The 23,307-nt window shown below is 43.4% G+C and carries 19 protein-coding genes; 8 read left to right on the top strand and 11 right to left on the bottom strand.

What is annotated here, in order from left to right; genetic code table 11:
* Positions 1 to 329: 329 nt before the first annotated feature.
* Positions 330 to 1,487, top strand: coding sequence for a WG repeat-containing protein (locus JMX89_RS02235; protein ID WP_201531416.1), 1,158 nt, complete (start codon positions 330 to 332; stop codon positions 1,485 to 1,487).
* Positions 1,488 to 1,595: 108 nt separating this feature from the next.
* Here JMX89_RS02235 and JMX89_RS02230 read toward each other — a convergent pair whose 3' ends face one another.
* Together JMX89_RS02230 and JMX89_RS02225 are read right to left on the bottom strand one after the other, a co-directional pair.
* Entirely contained in the window at positions 1,596 to 2,633 is a 1,038-nt protein-coding gene (locus JMX89_RS02230; RefSeq protein WP_020443400.1) for an alpha/beta fold hydrolase, read from the bottom strand.
* Positions 2,634 to 2,661: 28 nt separating this feature from the next.
* Positions 2,662 to 2,826 (bottom strand): rubredoxin, encoded by a 165-nt coding sequence (locus JMX89_RS02225; RefSeq protein WP_011280463.1) that lies wholly within the window; start codon positions 2,824 to 2,826, stop codon positions 2,662 to 2,664.
* Between the two features lie 337 nt (positions 2,827 to 3,163).
* On the opposite strand from JMX89_RS02225, the gene JMX89_RS02220 reads away from it, so the two are divergent.
* Positions 3,164 to 3,733, top strand: coding sequence for an adenine phosphoribosyltransferase (locus tag JMX89_RS02220; RefSeq protein ID WP_201531418.1), 570 nt, complete (start codon positions 3,164 to 3,166; stop codon positions 3,731 to 3,733).
* Positions 3,734 to 4,015: 282 nt separating this feature from the next.
* Here JMX89_RS02220 and JMX89_RS02215 read toward each other — a convergent pair whose 3' ends face one another.
* Entirely contained in the window at positions 4,016 to 4,468 is a 453-nt protein-coding gene (locus JMX89_RS02215) for a hypothetical protein (protein WP_201531420.1), read from the bottom strand.
* Positions 4,469 to 4,653: 185 nt separating this feature from the next.
* The gene (locus tag JMX89_RS02210; RefSeq protein ID WP_133104259.1) at positions 4,654 to 5,595 is read right to left on the bottom strand and encodes a transaldolase; all 942 of its coding nucleotides are present in this window, start codon (positions 5,593 to 5,595) and stop codon (positions 4,654 to 4,656) included.
* Between the two features lie 454 nt (positions 5,596 to 6,049).
* Here JMX89_RS02210 and pheA point away from each other — a divergent pair, with 454 nt between their 5' ends.
* The 6 genes from pheA (at position 6,050) to JMX89_RS02180 (ending at position 13,093) form a co-directional block, all read left to right on the top strand.
* Positions 6,050 to 7,231: a prephenate dehydratase gene (pheA, locus tag JMX89_RS02205; protein ID WP_201531422.1), complete on the top strand. Its 1,182-nt coding sequence runs from the start codon at positions 6,050 to 6,052 to the stop codon at positions 7,229 to 7,231.
* A gap of 140 nt (positions 7,232 to 7,371) precedes the next feature.
* Positions 7,372 to 8,514 carry a histidinol-phosphate transaminase gene (hisC, locus tag JMX89_RS02200; protein WP_133104260.1) on the top strand — a complete coding sequence of 381 codons (1,143 nt, stop codon included), beginning with the start codon at positions 7,372 to 7,374 and terminating at the stop codon, positions 8,512 to 8,514.
* A 49-nt stretch (positions 8,515 to 8,563) separates the two neighbouring features.
* The gene (locus JMX89_RS02195) at positions 8,564 to 10,903 is read left to right on the top strand and encodes a bifunctional prephenate dehydrogenase/3-phosphoshikimate 1-carboxyvinyltransferase (RefSeq protein ID WP_201531424.1); all 2,340 of its coding nucleotides are present in this window, start codon (positions 8,564 to 8,566) and stop codon (positions 10,901 to 10,903) included.
* Between the two features lie 246 nt (positions 10,904 to 11,149).
* A complete protein-coding gene (rarD, locus tag JMX89_RS02190; protein ID WP_201531426.1) occupies positions 11,150 to 12,109 on the top strand; it encodes an EamA family transporter RarD in 960 nt (319 codons plus the stop codon).
* A 50-nt stretch (positions 12,110 to 12,159) separates the two neighbouring features.
* Positions 12,160 to 12,582: a dihydroneopterin aldolase gene (gene folB / locus JMX89_RS02185; RefSeq protein WP_201531427.1), complete on the top strand. Its 423-nt coding sequence runs from the start codon at positions 12,160 to 12,162 to the stop codon at positions 12,580 to 12,582.
* Positions 12,572 to 13,093 carry a 2-amino-4-hydroxy-6-hydroxymethyldihydropteridine diphosphokinase gene (locus tag JMX89_RS02180; RefSeq protein ID WP_133104264.1) on the top strand — a complete coding sequence of 174 codons (522 nt, stop codon included), beginning with the start codon at positions 12,572 to 12,574 and terminating at the stop codon, positions 13,091 to 13,093. Before folB ends, JMX89_RS02180 begins: the two co-directional genes overlap by 11 nt.
* Positions 13,094 to 13,157: 64 nt before the next feature.
* On the opposite strand, the gene cysE is transcribed toward JMX89_RS02180, so the two are convergent.
* From cysE to JMX89_RS02145, 7 genes are all read right to left on the bottom strand, one after another.
* A complete protein-coding gene (cysE, locus tag JMX89_RS02175) occupies positions 13,158 to 14,027 on the bottom strand; it encodes a serine O-acetyltransferase (RefSeq protein WP_413786634.1) in 870 nt (289 codons plus the stop codon).
* Between the two features lie 187 nt (positions 14,028 to 14,214).
* A complete protein-coding gene (locus JMX89_RS02170; RefSeq protein ID WP_201531429.1) occupies positions 14,215 to 14,658 on the bottom strand; it encodes a YtoQ family protein in 444 nt (147 codons plus the stop codon).
* 86 nt (positions 14,659 to 14,744) lie between these two features.
* Positions 14,745 to 15,623 carry an RNA methyltransferase gene (locus tag JMX89_RS02165; RefSeq protein ID WP_201531431.1) on the bottom strand — a complete coding sequence of 293 codons (879 nt, stop codon included), beginning with the start codon at positions 15,621 to 15,623 and terminating at the stop codon, positions 14,745 to 14,747.
* Entirely contained in the window at positions 15,620 to 16,003 is a 384-nt protein-coding gene (locus tag JMX89_RS02160) for an Hpt domain-containing protein (RefSeq protein WP_201531433.1), read from the bottom strand. The genes JMX89_RS02165 and JMX89_RS02160 overlap by 4 nt, the downstream gene beginning before the upstream one ends.
* A 92-nt stretch (positions 16,004 to 16,095) precedes the next feature.
* On the bottom strand, positions 16,096 to 19,803 hold the full coding sequence (dnaE, locus tag JMX89_RS02155) for a DNA polymerase III subunit alpha (protein ID WP_201531435.1): 3,708 nt from the start codon (positions 19,801 to 19,803) through the stop codon (positions 16,096 to 16,098).
* Positions 19,804 to 20,135: 332 nt separating this feature from the next.
* Entirely contained in the window at positions 20,136 to 21,584 is a 1,449-nt protein-coding gene (locus JMX89_RS02150; RefSeq protein WP_201531437.1) for an alanine/glycine:cation symporter family protein, read from the bottom strand.
* Between the two features lie 116 nt (positions 21,585 to 21,700).
* The gene (locus JMX89_RS02145; RefSeq protein ID WP_201531439.1) at positions 21,701 to 23,197 is read right to left on the bottom strand and encodes an aldehyde dehydrogenase; all 1,497 of its coding nucleotides are present in this window, start codon (positions 23,195 to 23,197) and stop codon (positions 21,701 to 21,703) included.
* Between the last annotated feature and the right edge of the window lie 110 nt (positions 23,198 to 23,307).

Raw genomic sequence — 23,307 nt, 5'->3', positions numbered from 1 at the left:
TTGCGTACTAAAGACATCATCTTTACCACAAGCCGTATTGTCGATGTTTTGAGCTAAAATTGAAATGGTTTGATATTATTTATTTTTATTTTATAGTGGTATTTTATGACTTTAGAGAATATGAACTTTCTAAGGTTTCATCTAAAGTATAAAGACAAGCTACTGCCAATTAATATCCTTACAGGAATATCATTGGCGTTCTTACTGCGATTTGTTACCCTTATTTCTACTTTTATATTGTAATATCATCAGCTTAAAAAACTAATACCCTTAAAATATCTCATTTAAATTGCCTTAACCGCCATCATTACTTTAGCTTAGGTTTGCTTATGCTCCAACGTACCTTATCAAAACGATCACTGTTATTAACGACATCTGAAGATCCGTCATCCCTAATAAAGCGCTGTGCGCTGACAATTGGTATGTTAACAACCGCGTTATTTGTCATACCAAGCGCGCAAGCTGCCAGCTGTAAAATCCCTAAGAGTTATTATAAGAACGTCTCTTGTACGGCGAGTAGTGGTTATTTCTTAGCAGTGAAAGACTTTGGCGCACCGGTCGCCCTTATCGATAAGCAAGGTAAAAGCCTTGTTGATTTAACGCGCTATCAAAAAGTGGATGCAGATAAAATATCAGCAGGTCTATTGCCTGTCATGCGTAATAGTCATGTCGGTTATCTGAATATGCAAGGTCGTGAAGTAATTCCTGTGATGTACGATGTGCTAAATGACGGTCAAGGTTGGGCGCGTCCGGTATCTGAAGGGCGTATCGTGGTCAAGCAGGGCGGTCACTATGGCGTCATCGATACGGCAAATAGGACTATTGTTCCATTTTCAGCAGCGATTAGTGATATTGATGATTACCGAGGCGGTATGGCTCGTGTACGTAAAAACAAAGCGATAAGCTGGCTTGATAAAGAGGGCAATATTAAGAACGCCAATACTCAAAGCACTAATACTCAAAATGCCGGTGTCAAAAAAGATAATAGTAAAAGTAATGACGGTAAGAGTGCCAAAAACAGCCGTGTAAATGACCGACCCGCTGCCAGTAAATCAGAAGTTAAACCTAGTGCTCGCGCAAATAGCACACAGAAAAATTCAGCCTCCATACCAATTAATCGCTTTACCACGCTGCAGCCGCGTCAACAAGACGGTAGATGGGGATTTGTTGATGACAATAATGTCACTATGATTACGTATTCTTTCGACGAAGTACGTCCATTCTCGGAAGGGCTAGCGGGCGTGCGTATTGATGCAGAGTGGGGCTTTATCAATCTTGGCGGCGAGCTTGTGATTCCTTTTAACTTTAAGGATTTTGACGGCTCTAATAACTTTAATGATTCCAATAATAAGAGCCTCAGTCTTGATAGCCGCTATAAGGACAAACCTTCTTTTGTGTTTGTAGCGGATAAGGCTTGGATTGGCAGCTTAGAGAACGGCACTAAAATGTGTATCGACAAAGAAGGCGCGGCTATCGCCTGTGATTAAATCCTAACAGCATATTTTATTTTGACCAAAAAAAGAGCCTATAGCGATTCATGATTGCTATAGGCTCTTTTTTGTAGCCGGAAAATTTCACAAGCTAACTCATTAAAACTATTTTTCTAATAAGTGATTGCTAATTAAATCAACCATATACGGCTGATAGTACTCAGGAATATCGTGCGCCATGCCTTCAATCAAATGAAATTTGGCATTAGGGATGGTTTTGGCAACCACGCGACCTTGTGAGGCAGGAATTAAGCCATCAGCGCTGCCATGTAATACGATAGTAGGTGCTTTGACTTGTTTGCTAAATCGACTGATAGAACCTGATGCCAAGATAGCATTGAGCTGCTGCACCGTACCGAGCGGATGAAAGTTACGCTGATACCGTATCTTGGCAATATCACGTACCATGCGCACATTTACATGCCCTGGCGTACCAACAGTCTTCATAAACCAAACGCTATGGCGCACGATATCACGCTCAGAGTGGCTCTCAGGGCGATTAATCAGCGTATATAGCTGTCTAGGCTTTGGTGGTTTTAAAAAGGCACGGTTGGTGGTGGTAAACATCAATGCCATCCGCTGTACTAGGCTTGGATAACGTGCCGCTACGATTTGGGCAATCATGCCACCCATAGAAGCACCCAGCAAATGTGTTTTGCCAAGCTGCAAAGCCTTGATTAAACGCGCCGTATCTTCTGCCATGTCGGTTAAATTGTAGGCAACCTGTGCACCTTTATTAGACAGTCCCGTTTGCAGGCGCATCATCATTTTAAGCTGACTAATACGCGGTAGACCATCGATTTGTACTTTAGAGGACAAACCGATATCACGATTGTCAAAACGAATCACAAAAAAACCGGCATCAATAAGGCGCTTAATAAAATGATTTGGCCAAAATATCATTTGTGAGCCAAGTCCCATAATCATAAGCAGTGGCGGATGATTAGGATTACCACCAGCCTCAACACACAGCTCGATGCCGTCGCCGATATCTATCATGGCTTGATAAAGATGCTCACTGAGGTCTGATGCGCCCCACAGGTGCTCACCAAATTTTTGCCATTCAGGCGTCGGGTAACTCGAGCTGCTATCCAATGAATCAGGCAACTTAGCAGCATTATCAATGTTGTTTTTTTCTGTCATGAACGGTCCTATCTAAAAGGTCATTGGCTTAAAGTTCTAGCATCTCAAAATCAAGCTTGCCAACGCCGCATTCTGGGCATGTCCAATCATCAGGGATATCATCCCATTTGGTGCCCGGTGCGATACCTTCTTCAGGGCAGCCCAGTGCTTCATCATATATCCAGCCGCAGACAATACATTCATAACGTTTCATAAAGAGTCCTATCGATTATTACCAGTGTTACTATACGTTTTTAAGGTGACATTGATGGCACATCAAGAATGATTACCGTCAATATCTAGACTGTAAAAACGCAGCTAGTTTAGCATATAACCGTTGTTTTCATAGTTAAGTTTACACTTGTATATTGAGATTGATAAACGTTTATCAAGTACTATGCCTGATTTTATTGACTTAATAAGTGGTGTTTTCCCCATTGCCGCGCAATATTAAAGGCAATTATGCTATAATAGCCGCCGTTAATTTTCTGATGCATAGATTATTTGCTATTGTTACATCATTATCTAAGTTATAGACGTTAAGGGTTACTATGAGCGCAAACACCGCTGTTACAGCAGTTGATACTGCAATCGAGTCATCGAATACGCTCAATACCGATCATCCATTTTGGAACATCATTCGCACAGTACCAGACTTCCCTAAAGTCGGCATTGATTTTTATGATATTACACCGTTACTACGCAGTCACATTAATGAAGTCATTGATGCACTGCTGGCTGTCCTACCTGAAGGCATAATGGATGAGGTGGATTGTTTGGGTGCTGTTGAAGCCCGTGGATTCGTGTTTGCAAGTTTGCTGGCAGGACGTCTGGGTAAAGGTATGATTTTGCTACGTAAACCCGGCAAGTTACCACCGCCTGTTGCCAATAAAGCCTACGCGTTAGAGTACGGTAAAGATACTCTTGAGATGCAGAACAATCTGCCACCAGAGCGTGTGCTATTGGTTGATGATATCTTGGCAACGGGCGGCACATTGACCACCGCCTATGAGCTATGTCAATCAGCCGATCATACGGTCGTTGGTGCATTAGTCTTATTAGATTTGGTGGATTTACATGGCGATTTCCCCGTGCCTGTTTATACGGTATTAAAGGCGTAAATGACGGGCATTTTTACTTATAGTGGGTAAAAATAAAAAGTAATATCGATACATTATGTACTGCTGGTATTAATTTTTCTTGCTTGCTGTGCCTACGCAGACAGAGGCTGCAAAAAATTTATACCAGCAGTACCGTAGTGTTTTTAGAGTACCTTAATTATAAGTAAAATGCGTTCAAAGCCAGTTTTCTATGGCTTTGAGATGATATAACTAAAGCATCATTAAAAAAGCGCGCTTTTTTAATGATGCTTTTTTAGATTGCCTTTGCCTATTTTATTTGTGCTATTTGGCTTGTTCGTGGTTTTTGCACGCTTGCTCGACTAGCATACGACTGACCGTTTTTGGGGCAGTAATTTTAAAATCTTTGGTGGTCAGGAGAGGTTTTTCTGATTGCCAAGACTTTATTACCTTGTCGTCAGCGGTATAATAAACGTATGCCCGTCTGTAATAGCTGGCGTCCTTACAAGAGATAAGCCATTGCTGGTCGCTATGATGAATGCCGCTTTCTTTACTATCACTCGTTGTACTTTTTAATGCAGGGTAGGTTCTACGAATGGAGACGGTAATATTTTCGACCCGCTTTTCATCAAGAATATTGATGTCAGAGCGTTCGATAGAATCCAAATCTAAGCTAAAAATGGAACCGGTCTGACTTTCTGTTACTTTCGACCAGTTTACTGCATGAGCACCAATCGCAAGCGTACCGCTTGCTAATATCACTGCTAGCCGTTTCATAATGAAGCCTTGCTTGTAGTCATTTTAGGTCGCTCATAATAGCCAACTTACTATGAGCAGGCAAATTTCTTTTATTACCTGCTGCGTATAACTATGTAATATTTCCATTGTTTTATAGTGCTTTAGTAAGTAACTCTCAAGCCAGATAGGCTTGGTTATACGCCCATATTAATCATATATACAGCTTAGCTGCGCATACTCGCTAGCATGTGGGCAAGCTCATCACGCGCACCAATAAAGCCGTCAATGCCTTTTGGTAAAAGATCTTGAGTAATGGTATCTTGTTGATAAGCGCTACTGAATTCTTCAGCGCTTAAGCTCACTCGTGTCATATCTGTCATGTCCATCGACATGCTTTCTGATAATTGACGTGTAACTTCGATATCCATTGCTGCTAGCTCATCAATTAGGTCAGGTGCAATGGTCAGTAAATCACAGCCTGCCAGCGCCAATATCTGCTCAGTTGAGCGGAAACTTGCGCCCATCACCTGCGTTTTGTAGCCATGCTGCTTGTAGTATTGATAAATGAGCTTAACCGATTGTACGCCCATGTCATCAGAGACGGGTATGTTTTGACGGTTTTGCTGGCGTTTTTGCCAATCCAAAATACGTCCAACAAAAGGGGATATCAAGGTCACACCAGCATCGGCACAAGCGATGGCTTGATGTTGCCCAAAGAGCAAGGTGAGATTGCAGTGTATACCTTGAGTTTCAAGGTAGCGTGCCGCCTCAATACCTTGCCAAGTCGCTGCCATCTTGATCAACACACGCTCTGAGTCTATACCCGCTTTTTGATAGGCTTCCATGAATGCCAATGCCTTATCAATGGTCGCTTGTGTGTCATAGGACAAGCGGGCATCGACCTCAGTTGAAACACGTCCTTCAATTAAAGATAAAATATTACAGCCGATTTGAATGGTTAGCTCATCAATTACTGCATCGATATCATCTCGATGGCGGCTCATGGTTTCTGATAATACCGCTTCATTATCAGGATGGATCAGTGCTTTGGTAATTAGACTTGGATTGGTGGTCGCATCGATAGGTTTTAGACGCTCAATGGCGGCAAGATCGCCTGTATCAGCGACAATGGTGGTCATAGTGCGAAGCTGTTGTAATGCGCTCATCAGATATCCTTGGTATTATTCATTAATGGTGTTATTTTCTTATGGATGGTTGTGGTCTATTATGGATAAAATCCTGTGTCCGTTTAAACTGTAACATAGATTTAGGCACATGTTACCTGATAGTTTTAGCAGGCTAAGCCCGTATATCGCTTAACTATGCTAAGATTTATGGCGATTTGCCACTTTACGTTCATTTACGAATGGGCACTGTCCGTAGTTTTTGTTATAGTAGAGCCGGTCAGTGGTTGAGCTTTACGAATACTACGAACTTTACCAAGAACATAGCGCTGCTTTAAAAAACCAATAATGATAAATTGGCGATATAAGAGCAACAAATAGCAAAAATATTTATGCCCTTTAAAAAAGTCTTCATGTCTTTTAACGAAGTATTTATGGTCATCATTGACAAGTATTTATACCTAACAGTAATAAAATCTAAAAAGGATGGGCGGTAATGAGTGAGCAGTCACCAGAACAAAACAATGATAATCTAAACCAAACCACCGCAAGCATCAGTACTACCGCAACGGATAAAGAGTTTTTGAATACATTGCGCGGCAGTATCGATGCGGTAGACTGCGAAATTCAGACGCTGATTAACAATCGTGGCAAATTGGCTCAGCAAGTGGCGAGCGTGAAAAAGAACCACATTGCCAATGATTCTGCTGCTGAAAATGCCAACCCTATCTTTTATCGTCCAGAGCGTGAGGCGCAAGTGCTAAAAGCCGTCATGGAGCGCAATGAAGGACCTATCGCCGATGAAAAAATGGCACGCTTGTTTCGAGAGATTATGTCGGTATGCCTTGATTTAGAAGCGCCGCAGCGCATTGCGTTTTTGGGTCCACTGGGCACTTTTACTCATGCGGCTGCATTAAAGCACTTTGGTAAAGCGGCGGATACTGTACCGCTGAATACCATTACTGATGTGTTTCGTGAAGTTGAAGCGGGCACCGCAATGTACGGTGTCGTGCCCGTTGAAAACTCATCTGAAGGCGTAGTCAACCATACACTAGATGGCTTTTTATCTTCTACATTAAAAATAATCGGTGAAGTCGAGCTGCCGATTCATCAAAACTTTTTGGTCGCTGAACATACCAAACTTGATGGGTTAAGCCGTATTTACTCGCACCAGCAATCATTGGCGCAGTGTCGTCATTGGCTTGATGTGAATTATCCCAATGTCGAGCGTGTTGCGGTATCGAGTAATGGTGAAGCGGCACGTCGCTTGAAGAATGAGTGGCATTCGGCAGCAATTGCGGGTGACGTGGCAGCAGCAGAATATGATTTGCATAAGCTTTATTCAAATATCGAAGACAATCCAAGCAATACGACCCGTTTCTTGATTATTGGTCATGAAGCAATTGCACCATCAGGTCAAGATAAAACCTCAATTATGGTTTCAGCGCATGACAAAGCGGGCGCTCTGATCGAAATATTAAAGCCTTTGTCTTATCATGGCGTGTCTATGACCAGCATTGAAACGCGCCCTGAGCGTCCTAATAAATGGGCTTACGTCTTCTTTATTGATATGAATGGGCACATTGAAGACCCAAATGTGAGCGCTGCTATCGCTGATATTCGTCCATTGGTCAAAGACTTACGTGTCTTAGGCTCTTATCCAAAAGCAGTACTATAAATTTACTGGTTTCTATGAGTTATTGTTTTATTAGTATTAGCCGTAAGCGTTTATAAATTGCCTTGTCATAAATAGCGGTCACCAGTGACATTAATGGGCTTAGCCAATGATAGGTGCGTTATCACATCTAAGGATTAATCATGCAGTCTGCGCAATCGACAGAGTCAAATTTATTACCGCTCGTACCTGCTTACGAGAGTATTTTGGCGTTGGCACCGTATCAAACTGGTAAGCCTATTGAAGAGCTAACGCGAGAGTATGGCGTCTCAGATGTGGTAAAAATTGCCAGTAATGAGAATCCGATCGGCTGCTCACCGCACGTTACGCTAGCGATTACTGAACAGCTAGGTCAGCTGTCACGTTATCCTGATGGCAATGGTTATTATCTAAAGCAAGCATTGGCTGATTTTAATGATGTCAATGCTGATCAGATTACTTTGGGCAATGGCTCTGATGATTTGCTCGATATCTTGGCGCGTAGTTTTGTAGGTGCAGATGATGCAATCGTTTATAGCCAGTATGCCTTTGTGGTCTATTCGATGCTCGCTAAAATGCAGGGTGCTATGGATATTGAAGTGCCTGCTCAGCGCTTTGGTCATGACCTAAAAGCCATGAGCCAAGCGGTTCAGGATAACTCTAATACCAAAATTGTCTTTATTGCCAATCCGAACAATCCAACCGGTACACAGCTTGAACATGCTGAGTTGAGAGAGTTTGTCGCTAGTGTGCCAAGCTCAGTACTGGTGGTGTTAGATGAAGCTTATATTGAATATAGCCCTGAGAGCAATAATCGGGCGCTGTTAGATGAATTTGATAATGTGGTTATTGTTCGCACCTTTTCTAAAGCCTATGGGCTGGCAGGTCTGCGTGTTGGCTATGCGTTAAGCTCGGTAGCTGTGGCAGATTTACTCAATCGCATTCGTCAGCCATTTAATGTGAGCCGCATTGGACTGGCGGCAGCGGCAGCGGCACTTGCGGATCAAGACTTTATTGAAAAAACTCGTCTGATGAATAACGAGCAGATGCGCTGGTTGGAAAAACAGTTTGATGCACTGGGACTGGGCTTTATAAAGTCACATGCCAACTTCATTATGGTCGAAATCGAAGTTGAAATGGAAGATACAAACGCTGCTGTTATTTATCAGGCATTGCTTGAGCAAGGCGTTATTGTGCGACAACTAGAGGTTTATGGTTTGCATAATTGGCTGCGTATTAGTGTAGGGGTCGCAGAAGATAATATGCGTCTGATTGATACTTTGCGATCTATTTTGACCGATGATTAAATCAATAACTAATAAGTAATTTAATAAGCCACCTAATAATTAAAACAATATGCAAAAAATAAATCACGCCGTAAATCTTCAAACAGTAACTAAACTGACTCCATCCTCTACGCAGCCGCTATTCCAGCAAGTGTGTGTGATAGGTTTGGGTTTAATTGGTGCAAGTCTTGCGCAAGCGATTAAAGACAATGGTTTAGCTGAGCGTATCGTTGCAGTCGATAGACACGAGCCAAGTCTAGAGGAAGCTATTCAACACGGTTTACTAGACGCTGGTAGCTCAGTACTCAATGACGTGATATCTGATAGTGACTTGATAGTGATTGCGGTACCAGTACAAGCGGCACAAGCGGTATTTATAGATATCAAAAATGCAATGGATAGTGGTCTACTTGCTACTGATTGTATTATTACCGATGTATGCAGTACCAAAGTTAATATTATTGATGCTGCCAAGACTGTGTTCGAGACATTGCCTGTCGGGCTTGTGCCTGCACATCCAATTGCTGGTGCCGAGAATTCAGGGTATCATGCTCGCCGCGCTACATTGTTTGTCAATCATAGCGTTATTGTCTGTGAGCTCCCAACGACTAGCCATGTAGCAATTGCCAAATTAAGCCAGTTATGGGAAGCAGTGGGTGCAAGCGTCATGCCGATGGATGCCGCTCATCATGATTCTATATTGGCACATACCAGTCATTTACCGCATTTGCTCGCCTTTAATTTGGTTGAACAGCTGGCAAGCCATGATGATAATTTAGATATTTTCCGCTATGCTGCAGGTGGTTTTCGTGATTTTACCCGCATTGCTGCCAGCGACCCTAAAATGTGGCATGATATATTTTTTGCCAACCAAAACGCGATTGTAAGCGCCCTTGATGAGTACAGCGGTTATTTAAATGATATTCGTCAGCTTATTATTGATAAAGATTCAACCGCCCTGATGGGACTTTTGGGCCGCGCGCAAGCCGCACGGCGACATTTTGGCCATATGTTAGCCAGCACCCCTTATACGGATACTTCTGCTATGTCAGCTTCTTATTATATCACCCCAAGCAACACCGTCTCTGGTACTATTGCCATTCCTGGGGATAAGTCTATCTCGCATCGTAGTATTATGCTCGGTAGCCTTGCTACTGGCGTAACTAAAGTGACTGGATTTTTGGAAGGGGAAGATGCGCTTGCCACTTTGCAAGCGTTTCGCGATATGGGCGTGACCATTGAAGGTCCTGATAATGGCAATTTAACCATTCATGGCGTTGGTATGAATGGCTTAAAGCCAAGCAAAACACCTTTATATATGGGCAATTCTGGCACCAGTATGCGTCTGCTTTCAGGCATCTTAGCAGCGCAAGCATTTGATAGCGTATTGACGGGTGACACTAGCCTAAATAAGCGTCCAATGGAGCGTGTGGCAGCACCATTACGTGAGATGGGTGCAGTGATTCAAAGCACCGGTCAAAAAGGTACAGCGCCACTGAGTATTACTGGTCGAGATAGTGTTGGCAAACCTCTACAAGGGGTTGAATACGATATGCCAGTTGCTTCTGCACAGATTAAATCTTGCTTATTGCTGGCTGGACTTTGGGCGGAAGGCACCACTACCGTTACTCAACCTGAAGTTAGCCGCGATCATACCGAGCGTATGCTTTCAGCTTTTGGTTATCCAGTAACGGTCGATGGCAATCGTATCAGTGTTGAAGGCGGCGGCACGCTCACAGGCGGTAATATCGCAGTACCTGCTGATATCTCATCGGCAGCATTTTTTATGGTTGCTGCGGCCATCAGCCAAGGTAGCGAATTGACTTTGAAGCAAGTCGGTATCAATCCTACGCGTACTGGCATTATTGATATTCTTAAGCTGATGCAAGCGGATATCAGCTTAAATAATGAGACTCATGTTGGCGGTGAGCCAGTAGCGGATATTACTATTCGAAGCTCAAACTTGGTCGGTATTGAAATACCAGAGTATCTAGTACCACTTGCCATTGACGAATTTCCTGTATTATTTATCGCAGCCAGCTGTGCCCAAGGTCGTACCGTTTTGACCGGTGCAAAAGAGCTGCGTGTTAAAGAATCAGATCGCATTGCAGTAATGGCAGAAGGCTTGCAGACATTAGGCGTTGATTGCACTGTTACCGAAGATGGTCTAATTATCGAAGGTAAGGGTAAGGCTGATAGTCGTGACGTGAATAATAGCCATGCGGTATTTGGTGGTGGACATATCGTCTCGCATCATGACCATCGTATCGCCATGAGCTTTGCGGTGGCAAGCTTACGCGCCTCTAAGCAGATTACCATTGAAGGCGTTGAAACCGTCAATACCAGCTTCCCAGGATTTGCAGAACTTGCCAACCAAATTGGCATGTCTATTGACGTTGTGAGTGCTTAACGCAGTAACTTTAATTTGAGCCAATGATAATAGCTTAGCAATAAAATGAGCTATTAATTTTATTGTTGATTTTATTATTTTAATTATGGTTTTCGGCAGCAATGGGTTGATACGATTTCTAGTATCAACTCATTGCTTTTTACCTTTTATTCTATCTGTAGTGACCCTGTACTCTTAACACCAAATTACCATCAATGATAATAATTGGGTGAGGGTGCGCTTTGCTCTAAAAAGTTGTCCTATCTTATGACTACCCAAAATGTCATCAAAAAACCTGCTGCTCCCATTAAAACAACCAGACGTGGTATTGTCACTGCGCTGATAGCTTTTTCTATCTGGGGCGCTTTTCCTTTATACTTTAAGCAATTATCGGACTATAATGCCACCGAAATTATTGGTCATCGCATTGTTTGGACCTTTGCTTGTCTTTTAATCGTGTTAGTAGTGACCAAGCGCTGGCAGTGGATTGACACGCTAAAGAAAAACCCGAGGTGGATAGCCTATACCTTTGTGTCAGGTATTATCATCGCGATAAACTGGCTCACTTATGTATGGGCGGTCAATAACAATCAGATTTTAGAAGCCAGTTTGGGGTACTTTATTGGACCACTGGTTGGCGTAGGGTTGTCGATGCTACTGTTCAAAGAGCGCCTGCGTACTTTGCAATGGGTGGCAATTGGTTTTGCGCTATTATCAGTCGTTATTCAAGTGGTCATGCTGGGTAGCCTGCCGTGGGTATCGTTAATATTGGCGTTTAGCTTTAGTACTTACGGCACTATTCAGCGCCAAACCCCTCTGACAGCAGTCGATGCAATGTTTGTCGAGACAGCAATGCTACTGCCTATTTTTATCGCATGGTTCTGGCAGTCTGATGTGGCGAGTAGTAATATCAGCTTTTGGTTTACGCCTTCTATTTGGCTGCTTATGTTGGCAGGACCTATTACTTTGATACCGCTATTGATGTTTAACAAATCCACCAAGCTGGTCGCTTATAGTATCCTCAGTTTTATGAATTATCTGACGCCGACCTTTATTTTCTTCTTGGCGGTATTCTATTACAATGAGCCTTTTGATTTACATCGTTTGGCAGTCTTTGGTTTAATTTGGCTGGGTCTGCTATTATTCAGTATCGATTTATGGCGTCATCGCCCAAGCAAGCAGCTAAAAGCGGCACGTCTACCTGAAGAAGCATTAACGTCTAAATAAATTATCAAACTAAAATAGATAGTAAAAATATCATTAACAAGGATGCTTGTATGTTTCATACCCAGTCTGATGTCGTGTTTGTAAAAGGCTTAAAAGTAGAGGCGGTGATTGGCGTTTATGAATGGGAGCGCGCCATTACACAGCCGTTATTGATTGATATCGCGCTTGAAACCGATATCAGTCGTGCTGCGGTGTCAGATGATGTAAACGATGCGCTAAATTACAAAGAAGTCTGTGATGATGTCAGTGCGTGGTGCCAAGCTATTAAGGCTCAGTTACTTGAACATCTGGCTGGGCAAATCGCTGATAAACTGCTTGAAAAGTATAGCTGCGATAAAATTTCCTTAAGTATTGCTAAGCCTACCGCTATTCAACAAGCAGATGCAGTTGGTGTCCAAATCACCCGCTATGCCAAAGCCGCATCTAGCGTATCTACCAATCAAGTTAATCCTAGCTTGTCTAATGATGCATAAAGCCTTGGCTGATTTATTTGAATCACTGATAAGCTGCGATCCTGAAACGCTGCAAGCACAGCCTGTAAAAGCTGTGCTACTGGCCTTAGGTAGCAACCATGATGCGCAGATACACTTACCGCGTGTCCGAGAGCGATTGACAAGTATTGGTGCTATAACATTGTCAACAGCCTTTCAAAATCCTGACTTCACTGCCACTATAGAATTACCAAAACCTGACTATACCAATCAATGTGTCCATATTTTGTTAATGTCACCGATGACATTACAACAGTTGCAGCAAATTTTCAAACAGTTTGAATGTGACTGTAATCGGCAGCGTTTAACGGAAACACAGGCACCAATAAAAAAAGTCACGATGGATATTGATATATTGCTTGTTAAATTGGATAAAGATAATAGCCTAAGCAAAAAAAATGATTCTGAATGGATAATAATGGCAAATCGCTATCCATTTAAAGCGCATGAGAGGGCAGGGATAAAAGAATTGGTAGCGGGGATAGATAGTTGACAGTTGTAAAACGAAAGCTCTAAGCTGAGCTTAATATTAAACCCAGCCCAAGAATAAAAAGTTATTACGATTCAGCACCTATCTCATTCATGTCACTTTTGCCAATCACGTCCAAATCTTCTAAGCACAATTTGTCATATTCTTTTTTGCAAAAGTTAGGATCGATTTTGCACATGGCAGTTTGTAATTGATCTAAGCGATTTTCTGATTGTTGAATGTGTTCAAGCATTTTAGCAAAGGCTTCAGCAACAGGGTCTTGTGACATGGGATCAATGCCATAAGCTTGAAAAGTGGTTTCGCGCGCTGTGTGATTCGTTGTTTTTTTATCTGCGGGGTTCTCGGTAGAAGCAGCTTGCACTGCTTTTTCTTGTTGATTGGCATCATTGACTTTGGTCGTAATAGGATTGCCTTTTTCGTCATGATGCTCTGATATCATACGAGCAGCATTACCGACCATGGTTGCGCCTGCTGGCACTGCTTTAACCACGACAGCATTTGAGCCAATTTTAGCGCCTTTACCAACAGTGAATGGTCCTAATACTTTAGCACCGGCACCGACGATGACGCCATCTTCCAAAGTAGGGTGGCGTTTGCCGTTATTCCAAGAAACGCCGCCAAGCGTGACGCCATGATAAAGGGTCACATCATTACCAATCTCTGCTGTCTCGCCAATGACGATACCCATGCCATGGTCAATAAAAAACCGACGACCGATCTTAGCAGCAGGATGAATCTCGATACCAGTAATGATACGCGAGCCATAAGAAACCACTCGAGCAGCAAGCTTTTGCTCATTTTGCCAAAGACAATGCGCGCCGCGATGTAGAATAAGCGCGTGGATGCCAGGGTAAGTTAAGATTACCTCTAGACTATTACGCGCAGCAGGGTCGCGATTGAATACCGCATCAATATCTTCTTTTAGGTCTCTTTTGATGCGGACGAGCGATTTGAATAAAGCAGTTGGCAATGACATAAATCGTCCTATCGTATTTTTGGTTACAATCTCTTTAGTTATAGCAGTTTTATAGCAAAAAATATAGCAATGTACTTTAAATAAAAAATCGTCTGTAGATAAAACGCCAATAATTAGCGATTCATCTCCAGACGATTACTCTTATCCTTTAGCTATCACTGACAACATATTTGAGCAATTCAACAATCTGCTCAGGCGTTTGCGCCCATGCCATTGCCGCGGCATCCACTTCTTTTAACGGATGAATAATATCCTCCGCATGCAATGTGATATACGGTTTGCCCAACGCGGCGCAATAACCGGCATCGAATGCGGCGTTCCACTGCTTATATTTATCACCGAAACGAATAATAGCAATGTCACACTTTTGGATCATATTTTTGGTGCGAATCGCATTAACTTTGGACGATTTATGATCGCGCCAGAATCCATTGTCATCTTTACCGAGTACATCACCTGCCGCATCGCTGGCTTCATGCTCAGTCACTGCTGATGTAAATTTAATAACAAGACCATGGTCTTTCGCGCCTTGCATAATTTTCTGTCGCCAGTCAGTGTGTATTTCTCCGGATAAGTAAACAGTCCAATTCATCGTAAATCCCTTTTTATTGTTAAATGATATGACTACCTGTACTACTAATAATGCCCATAGTGGCAAGAAAATTAACTTATTAAATGTTAGTCTTTTAAAAGTTTTGCCAGCAGAGCACTGAGTAATTGATACTCTTTTTGGTCGAGTTGAATACGTGAACCGAGTCTAGATAAGCGCGATGGCAGCGATTTTAAGTTTTCACTATCTGCCAGTTTGCGTTGAACCATTAATGCGGTGGTACGCTCAGTAAGCAGTTGCAATTGCTGTTGAGTAATCGCTGGCTCATCCCATTGCTGGCGCACATAGGTATTAAGCATCCCTTGTTCAAGCGTCTCTAGGTTGTCAGTTACCTGTGCTATATCATTAACTTCGCTGTCAGCTTGGATATGAGTTTGTGCATAAGCATAAATGAAGCTTGCGATCACTTGAACGGCTGAAGCGACATTGAGCACTGGATAAGCAGGATTGGCATCAATTTGAACATGATAGTCAGCATAAGCCAATTCTTCATTGGTCAAGCCGCGATCTTCACGCCCAAACAGGATGGCAATATTGGGCGCTGTATTACTGTCGTGCCCGTCAATCGTGCTTTGCTTATCAATAAAATCCAGCATGATTTTGGCAGCTTGTGTCGGCGTGACCACAGGACGCGGTAAATGACGGCTACGACTACTGGCCGCAAATACCAACTGGCAATCAGCGATAGCAGACTCAAGCGTTGGTGCGATGATTGCTGATGATAGCAAATCACTGCCACCAGCAGCATGAGAAACGCTAGTGTCATCAATCGGTAATTTTGGATCAACCACCGTCAATCTCGATAAACCCATGGTGTGCATGGCGCGTGCTGCTGAACCAATATTGGCAGGCAATGTCGTATTGACCATCACTACTTGAACACAAGACAAATAATTGCTGACGTTTGGTACTGCTGTTGCTAAAGATAAGGGTGCATTGTTACTCATTGTTGTCCTAGTCGCTGGTTGATGTCTTGCTCAGCACGTTGCAATGCAACTGCAATGTCCTCGATAAGAGGGGCTTGTTCGCTGATAAGACGCTCACGGCAAAGCTCTTGCAATTGACTGCCAAGACGCGTCATTTGGGTTGCGCCCAAATTGACACTGGCTCCTTTTAGTGCATGAGCAAGCTCAAAGCCATTGGCATTATCTTCTTCTTGCTGAGCTTGTCTGAGTTTTGTGATACGGTGACGACAATCAGTAAAATAGACTTGTATCAAATCGACAAAGTCTTCTTCTAATAAGTCGCGCATATCTTCAAACTGCTCAGTATTGATAATCTCGTCATCAGTTATGGCGGTCATATCCTTGTTCGTAATAGTAGCCATAGTCATGTTCCAATAGGATTAAAGTTAGCGCAGAAAGAATTATTATAATAAATATTTTCCTACTAATGAATATGCTAACGATAATACATTCGTTAGCTGTAGTGAAAATGTAAGTTATCTTCTCTAATCATGCTTTTTAGCTGCTGTAAATTATCATCATTTGGATAGATGCGCCAATGCTCAGACAGTCCTACATTAGCAATGCCATATTCTTCATAAATACTGAGTCCAAGGGGTAGGCAATTATCTCTAATAGAGACGTCGGTATTGCTTAGAGCATTATTGGCGTAGCTTTGATTAGAGGCGCTTTGACTCCTATTACTTTCTAGTGCCAACAAATCATTACCGTCTTCGTCATATAAGCTGCCACCCATAGCAGGATCGTAGACGCTATTGTTACTATTATTACCTTGTTCGTCCTGATCATCGTTATAAGACAAGCGCGGTGTTGGTATGATGTCAGCTTGTGCCGATTTCAGTAAAGGCTGCATGCGTGTCAGCAGCTCGATATCACTACCATGAATTTTAATACTGATCTTTTTGAGCCATCTTAGGCGAGCATCGACCATACTCATGGCATTATCAAGACGAGCAAATAAACGCCCATCACGCTCACGGATGCTGCCTTTAATTATGACGACTTCATCTATTTTTAACTGTTCTTTGACACGGTTAAAGCGCTCAGCATAACAACTGACCTCTAACCTTGATGTCCCATCGTCCAAGGTAATAACGTTACGAGTACCAAAGTTGGCGATATCAATGATAAGACCGGCAAAATAGCAGCTGCCGTTATAGCCCGTATCAGTCAATTTATCGAGACGAGCACCTGAGGTATAGCGTTTGAGCTCGTCTCGATATTCATCGATAGGATGTCCGGTCAAATAAAGCCCTAGAGTATTTTTCTCTGCTTTTAGGCGGTGTTTGTCACCCCAAATTAGCTCTGGCGTCATAACGAGTGGCGGGGCAGCGACGACACCATCCATTTCACCAAACAAATCCATCATACCGATTTCACGATTTTGACGATCTTGCTCGGCGGCTTGCACGGCGCTTGGCAACTGACTCATTAACGCACCGCGAATCTCGTAGGCTTCATCGGCTGGCAAGTCTGGACGTAAAGTCGCCGCAAAGTCATCAAAACAGCCAGCACTGACCAAGGCTTCAAGCGTGCGTTTATTGACCTTTTTAATATCAACGCGACGGCAAAAATCATATAGATCTTTAAACGGACCTTCACGTCTTCGTGCATCGACAATAGACTCGACCGCGCCTTCACCGACCCCTTTAATCGCCCCCAAACCATAAATGATATTGGTCGGGGTATCAGCGACGAAATGCCATTCACTGCGATTCACCGATGGATTAACGACGGTTAACTCAAAGTTTTCACGGCAGTCATTGATAAAGAACACGACGTTATCAGTGTTGTTCATATCTGAGGTCAATACCGCCGCCATAAACTCAGCAGGGTAGTACTGTTTTAGATACGCGGTCTGATAAGCAAGCACACCATAAGCGGCAGAATGCGAGCGGTTAAAACCATAACCGGCGAATTTTTCCATCAAGTCAAACACACCGCCCGAGGTAACTTCATCGATACCTTGTGCCGTAGCACCTGTGACGAAAATGTCGCGCTGCTTAGCCATCTCTTCAGGTTTCTTTTTACCCATGGCGCGGCGTAGCATATCTGCACCGCCCAAGCTATAGCCTGCCATCACCTGTGAGATTTGCATGACCTGTTCTTGGTAGACAATAACGCCATTGGTGTTTTCTAAAATTGGCTCAAGGTTGGGATGGTCATAAATGACTTCCTCACGACCATGCTTACGGTCGATATACATCTCTACCATGCCTGCATCGAGTGGACCCGGACGATAGAGCGCACACATGGCGATCACATCTTCGATGTTGGTCGGTTGTAATTTCGCCAGATACTTTTTCATACCCATACTTTCTAACTGAAAGACAGCAGTGGTCTTGGCATCTTGCAAGAGCTTGTAGGCTTTAGCATCATCTAACGGCAGGTCTTCTAACACCAACGCATCTTTGCCTTCTTTTGCACGGCGCAGGTTGATATTTCTGACAGCAGCATCAATCACGGTCAAGTTACGTAGACCCAAAAAGTCAAACTTTACCAGCCCAACGGCTTCAACGTCATCTTTATCAAATTGGCTGACGCGGTGACCTTCATCATCACAATAAATGGCGCTAAAATCTGTGATTCTGTGCGGTGCAATCAATACGCCGCCGGCATGTTTACCCACGTTCCGGCAAATACCTTCAAGCTTGATAGCCATCTCCCATACTTCGATGGCATCTTCATAATCCATATTATCAGGATTGGAAATTAAGTCTTTCAGCTGCGGCTCTTGCTCAAGCGCTTGACTGAGTGTGATCCCCGGTGTTTTGGGAATAAGTTTAGACATTTTACTGGCAAGAAAATAGGATTTACTTTGCGCGCGCGCCACATCTCGTACCACTGCTTTTGCCGCCATGGTACCAAAAGTGATAATCTGCGAAACCGCTTCACGCCCATAAGTTTGCGCGACATAATCAATAACACGGTCACGACCTTCAATACAAAAGTCAATATCGAAATCGGGCATTGAGACACGCTCAGGGTTTAAAAAGCGCTCAAATAATAAGTCGTAATGGATAGGGTCGAGGTCGGTAATGTTTAACGCATAAGCCACGAGCGAGCCTGCACCAGAACCACGACCGGGACCGACTGGTACACCATTGGCTTTTGCCCAACGGATAAAGTCCATCACGATCAGGAAGTAACCGGGGAATCCCATTGATAAGATAACCTTGAGCTCATACTCTAAGCGGTCATCGTATCTTTGGCGGATATCACTCCAATTATCACTGCGCGCGTCAACTGGAAAGAGCTTGTCTAATCGATTATTAAGCCCACGCTGCGATTCTAAGCGAAAGAAAGATTCAGTGGTCTCGCCCTCAGGTACTGGAAACTCTGGTAGGACATTAATACCTAGCGTTAAGGTCACATTACAGCGAGTTGCTAAGCGCAAGGTATTATCAATCACCTGCGGAATATCAGCAAATAGCTGTTCCATCTGCGCTTGGGTCTTGAGGTACTGCTCATCTGAATAAGTCTGTGGGCGATTTTGGTCGGCAAGTACATAAGAGCCAGCAATACAAACTCGCGCTTCATGAGCATCAAAATCATCTTGCTTTAAGAAGCGCACGTCATTATGGGCAATGATGGGGATGTTTTGCTTAGCACCTGAATGAATAGCAGCTTTAATAAAGGCATCTTCGCCAGTACGATTGGTGCGTTTAATCGCAAAATATAAGCGATCAGCAAACTGCGCTTGCCATTCTGTCAGTAGCTCATCGGCTTTTTCTGGCATTGAGCCAATCAATGCTTGCCCAACGTCTGACTTTTCAGTGAATAAGACAATGACACCTGTCGCATGCGCTAAAATATGGCTGCGTTTAATAACAGGAGTACCGTGATTAACAGGATCAGCACGTCCTTCGGTAAAGCCAAGCGATACGATACGAGTGATGTTTTGATAGCCTTCGTTGTTCATCGCCAATAAAGTTAAGCGCGTGTCCTCATTTTCCATGATGACTTCACTACCGATGATGGGCTTGATACCCGCACCTAAGCAAGCACGGTAAAACTTTACCGTGGCATAAAGGTTGGATAAATCCGTCAAGGCAAGGGCGCTTTGATTGTCTGCCGCCGCCGCTTTAACCAACGACTTAATACGCACGATAGAATCGGTAATGGAATATTCGCTGTGGATGCCAAGGTGTACAAATGCCATAGAAGACTCTTACGAATGCAAACAAAAGGAGAGGGTGCGAATGAGTGTCAGAGATAAAGCAAGTGAAAACAGATGGTAATGTATTTAAAAAATATACTATATCAATGGTTTGACTGATATTTTCAGTAAACTATCATGTTAATAGCCACACTTTATACGCTGTATCTCAGCCGCTAATCATAGCATTATTTGCTCATAACAGCCACTCATTCGGAGTTATCAAATAGCATAGTGTGTTATTGCTAATGGGTCTAATAATAGAAAAAAGCCTTCTACATCATTATGATATAGGAGGCTTGTATGGGGAAAAATTACGATTATTTAGCTAGAATTTAACGCTTATGATGTCTATCACTATATTCTATCCAAAAGTCTGCATTTTCAACGCCCGCTTTTCTAGGGTCAAAGACAGGGTCAATTCCCAGCTTCATTTGCTCATCGTAGTCTTTTAACACTTTTAGCGCCGTTTTACTGAGTAATACGATAGCGATGAAGTTAAGGTAACACATGCTGCCAAAACCAATATCACCTAGCGCCCACATCACGCCAACAGACTGCATGCTACCGGTAAAGCAAACTATTAAGAACATTATTTTTAATAATGGTTTTAAAACAGGGTAGCGCAATTTATTGTCTAAGTATACTAGCGTGGTCTCAGCAATATAGTAATAAGCAATCAAGCAGGTAAAGGCAAACAAGAAGATGGCGATAGCGACAAAGCCACTTCCATATTGGTTAAACACTGTCGATACAGCTGCTTGGGTAAATGCGGTTCCAGCTTCAATGCCTGGCATGTTTTCGACTAGTACCAAGCCTTCTGCTGGAATGACGTTATACATACCAGTAGATAAAATCATCAATGCAGTAGCGGTACAGACAACAACCGTATCGATATAGATAGAAAAACTCTGTACTAAGCCTTGCTTGGCAGGATGAGAAACCTCTGCAGCTGCTGAGCTGAAAGTTGCTTCGCCTGCACCAGCAACGTTAGAGAATACCGCACGGCGGACACCCCAAGATATGGCTAGACCGACGATACCGCCAAATACAGCATCCATACCAAACGCGCTTTTGAAAATCAAGGCGAACATAGCAGGTAGGTTTGAGGCATTAAAGGCTAAGACGATAACCATCATCAAAACATAGCCGATCGCCATAATAGGCACGACCTTGCCAGCGAAGTTTGCAATACGTTTTATGCCACCAAATATGATAAATGCTAACAGCGCAACGATAATGAAACCAGTTGCAACAGGTGGGATGTTAAAAGCGGTATTAAAAGAATCAGCGATGGTGTTGGCCTGTACGCCAGGAACCAAAACACCATAAGAAAGACAAGTCACCGTAGCTACTAAAATAGCAAAGGGTTTCATCTTTAGTCCGCGCTCGATATAAAAGGGTGAGCCGCCACGATACTGGTCATCAACGGTATGCTTATATACCTGTGCAAGTGTTGATTCGATAAAGGCACTGGCACCGCCAAGCAGACCCATGACTATCATCCAAAATACTGCGCCAGGTCCACCCGCTGCGATAGCGGTGGCAACCCCTGCAATGTTACCGACGCCGATTCGGCCTGATAAGGCCATACTAAAGGCTTGAAATGAGCTAATACCTTGGGTTGAGGTTTGCTTGTCAAACAACAGCCTAACCATCTCTTTAAGATAGCGAAACTGTACGCCGCGGGTCATCACGGTAAAATAAATGCCGACACCGAGTGCCAAATAAACTAAAGCATCGCTCCATATATAGCCGACGATGGTATTAATAATCGCTTCCATGGCCTTACTTCCCTGTAAGTATGTGACTAAAGGCTTAAATCATTTAAGCTGTTGTTTTAATTGATGACTGTACTGACTGTACTGACTGTACTGACTGTACTGACTGAATACGTTTGTTAATTAACCAGCCAAATGGTTTTGGTCTGTGCGTATTGTGCTAAGGCTTCTAAACCATTGTCACGACCGCCAAACCCTGATTGCTTATAACCGCCAAATGGTGTGGTGATATCACCTTCTGAAAAACCATTAATAGAGACCGTGCCTGCTTTGATGGACGATGCCACACGATAAGCGCGCTTGATGTTCTGTGTATAAAAAGAAGCGGCGAGTCCATAATTGGTTTCATTGGCTAATTTGATGGCTTCTTCTTCCGTCTCAAAGCTTGTCACCGCAAGCAAGGGTCCAAAGACTTCTTCCTTGAACAAAGTCATATCGGCTGTAACATCATCAAAAATAGTCGGCTCGATATACCAGCCACTGCCCATGTCGTCATGAATGTTGCCACCTGCAACGATCGTTGCGCCTTCCTCTTTTGCAGTCTGTAAGTAATGACAAACCTTATCGAAATGCGCTTTTTCAATCATAGGACCAATAGCCGTGTCGACATCGTAAGGTAAGCCGACTTTCCAACCTTTCAGACCGTTTTTTAGTTGCTCAAGTAACGCTCGTTTTTGACTGCTGTGGACTAATAAGCGTGAGCCGCAGCTACAGTTTTCACTCATATTCCAAAACGCGGCCGATAAGATATCGTTAATCGCAGCGTCATCGAGTACGGCATCGTCAAAGACGATTTGTGGGCTTTTACCACCGCATTCTAAGACGATTTCTTTTAGATTGCTTTGTGCCGAATACTGTAAGAACAAACGTCCGACCTCAGTCGAGCCAGTGAACGACACCATGTCAACATCCATATGTTGACCAAGCGCCGCGCCGACATTTTCACCAAGGCCACAGACCATTTGCAGCGCTTCTCTGGGCACGCCAGCTTCATAGGCAAGCTCAGTTAAACGGTAGGCAGATAAAGAGGTCAGCTCAGCAGGTTTAACAATAACGGAGTTGCCCATAATGAGAGCAGGGGCGACTTTCCAAGCGTACATTTGGGCTGGGAAGTTCCAAGGTAATACCGCACCAACGACACCAATGGGCTCTTGCACAATAAGTCCTAAAGCTGTGCTACCTGTCGGCGCGATTTTGCCAAATACCTTATCAGCGGCCTCGGCATACCATTCAAAAGTCTCGATAGTTGCTGGGATATCGGTATTTAAGCATTCAGTAATCGGCTTACCCGCATCCACACAATCTAATGCTGCCAGCTCCTCGACGTGCTCATGCATGAGTGCACACCAGCGCTGCATAATAGCCTTGCGCTCAGCAGGAGCCAGACGACGCCATTCACCGTTTTCAAAAGCATCGCGAGCGACTTGTACGGCAGTATCGACATCATCGCTAGTACCTGAAGCAATCTGACCGATAATACTGTTATCAATCGGCGTGTAATTGTCCAAAGTAGCTTCTGATAAGCCATCTGCTGCTATTAAGTGACCCGCCCATAATTGCTGCTGTTTTGCTTTCTCAAATACTTGCTCTTTAGTGGCTTGTTCTTTAGTGCTCATTTTTCTAATCCTTGTCTGCTAAATTTGATGCCATCGATTCGAGATTTGAATACGGCATCAAATTTAGCGTGGGTTATCCTTGACATTATTTCTACTAAGCTGAGGTGAGT

The sequence above is a fragment of the Psychrobacter sp. DD43 genome (assembly GCF_904846555.1).
GTDB classification, from domain to species: Bacteria; Pseudomonadota; Gammaproteobacteria; order Pseudomonadales; family Moraxellaceae; genus Psychrobacter; species Psychrobacter cryohalolentis.
The sequence above is the reverse complement of the archived record's forward strand: the minus strand, read 5'-3'. Positions and strand labels throughout refer to the sequence as shown.

Excerpts from the sequence above, each read along its gene's own strand:
- JMX89_RS02235 (WP_201531416.1), top strand. The coding sequence starts at position 330 with ATGCTCCAACGTACCTTATCAAAACGATCACTGTTATTAACGACATCT.
- JMX89_RS02230 (WP_020443400.1), bottom strand. The coding sequence starts at position 2,633 with ATGACAGAAAAAAACAACATTGATAATGCTGCTAAGTTGCCTGATTCA.
- JMX89_RS02225 (WP_011280463.1), bottom strand. The coding sequence starts at position 2,826 with ATGAAACGTTATGAATGTATTGTCTGCGGCTGGATATATGATGAAGCA.
- JMX89_RS02220 (WP_201531418.1), top strand. The coding sequence starts at position 3,164 with ATGAGCGCAAACACCGCTGTTACAGCAGTTGATACTGCAATCGAGTCA.
- JMX89_RS02215 (WP_201531420.1), bottom strand. The coding sequence starts at position 4,468 with ATGAAACGGCTAGCAGTGATATTAGCAAGCGGTACGCTTGCGATTGGT.
- JMX89_RS02210 (WP_133104259.1), bottom strand. The coding sequence starts at position 5,595 with ATGAGCGCATTACAACAGCTTCGCACTATGACCACCATTGTCGCTGAT.
- pheA (WP_201531422.1), top strand. The coding sequence starts at position 6,050 with ATGAGTGAGCAGTCACCAGAACAAAACAATGATAATCTAAACCAAACC.
- hisC (WP_133104260.1), top strand. The coding sequence starts at position 7,372 with ATGCAGTCTGCGCAATCGACAGAGTCAAATTTATTACCGCTCGTACCT.
- JMX89_RS02195 (WP_201531424.1), top strand. The coding sequence starts at position 8,564 with ATGCAAAAAATAAATCACGCCGTAAATCTTCAAACAGTAACTAAACTG.
- rarD (WP_201531426.1), top strand. The coding sequence starts at position 11,150 with ATGACTACCCAAAATGTCATCAAAAAACCTGCTGCTCCCATTAAAACA.
- folB (WP_201531427.1), top strand. The coding sequence starts at position 12,160 with ATGTTTCATACCCAGTCTGATGTCGTGTTTGTAAAAGGCTTAAAAGTA.
- JMX89_RS02180 (WP_133104264.1), top strand. The coding sequence starts at position 12,572 with ATGATGCATAAAGCCTTGGCTGATTTATTTGAATCACTGATAAGCTGC.
- JMX89_RS02170 (WP_201531429.1), bottom strand. The coding sequence starts at position 14,658 with ATGAATTGGACTGTTTACTTATCCGGAGAAATACACACTGACTGGCGA.
- JMX89_RS02165 (WP_201531431.1), bottom strand. The coding sequence starts at position 15,623 with ATGAGTAACAATGCACCCTTATCTTTAGCAACAGCAGTACCAAACGTC.
- JMX89_RS02160 (WP_201531433.1), bottom strand. The coding sequence starts at position 16,003 with ATGGCTACTATTACGAACAAGGATATGACCGCCATAACTGATGACGAG.
- dnaE (WP_201531435.1), bottom strand. The coding sequence starts at position 19,803 with ATGGCATTTGTACACCTTGGCATCCACAGCGAATATTCCATTACCGAT.
- JMX89_RS02150 (WP_201531437.1), bottom strand. The coding sequence starts at position 21,584 with ATGGAAGCGATTATTAATACCATCGTCGGCTATATATGGAGCGATGCT.
- JMX89_RS02145 (WP_201531439.1), bottom strand. The coding sequence starts at position 23,197 with ATGAGCACTAAAGAACAAGCCACTAAAGAGCAAGTATTTGAGAAAGCA.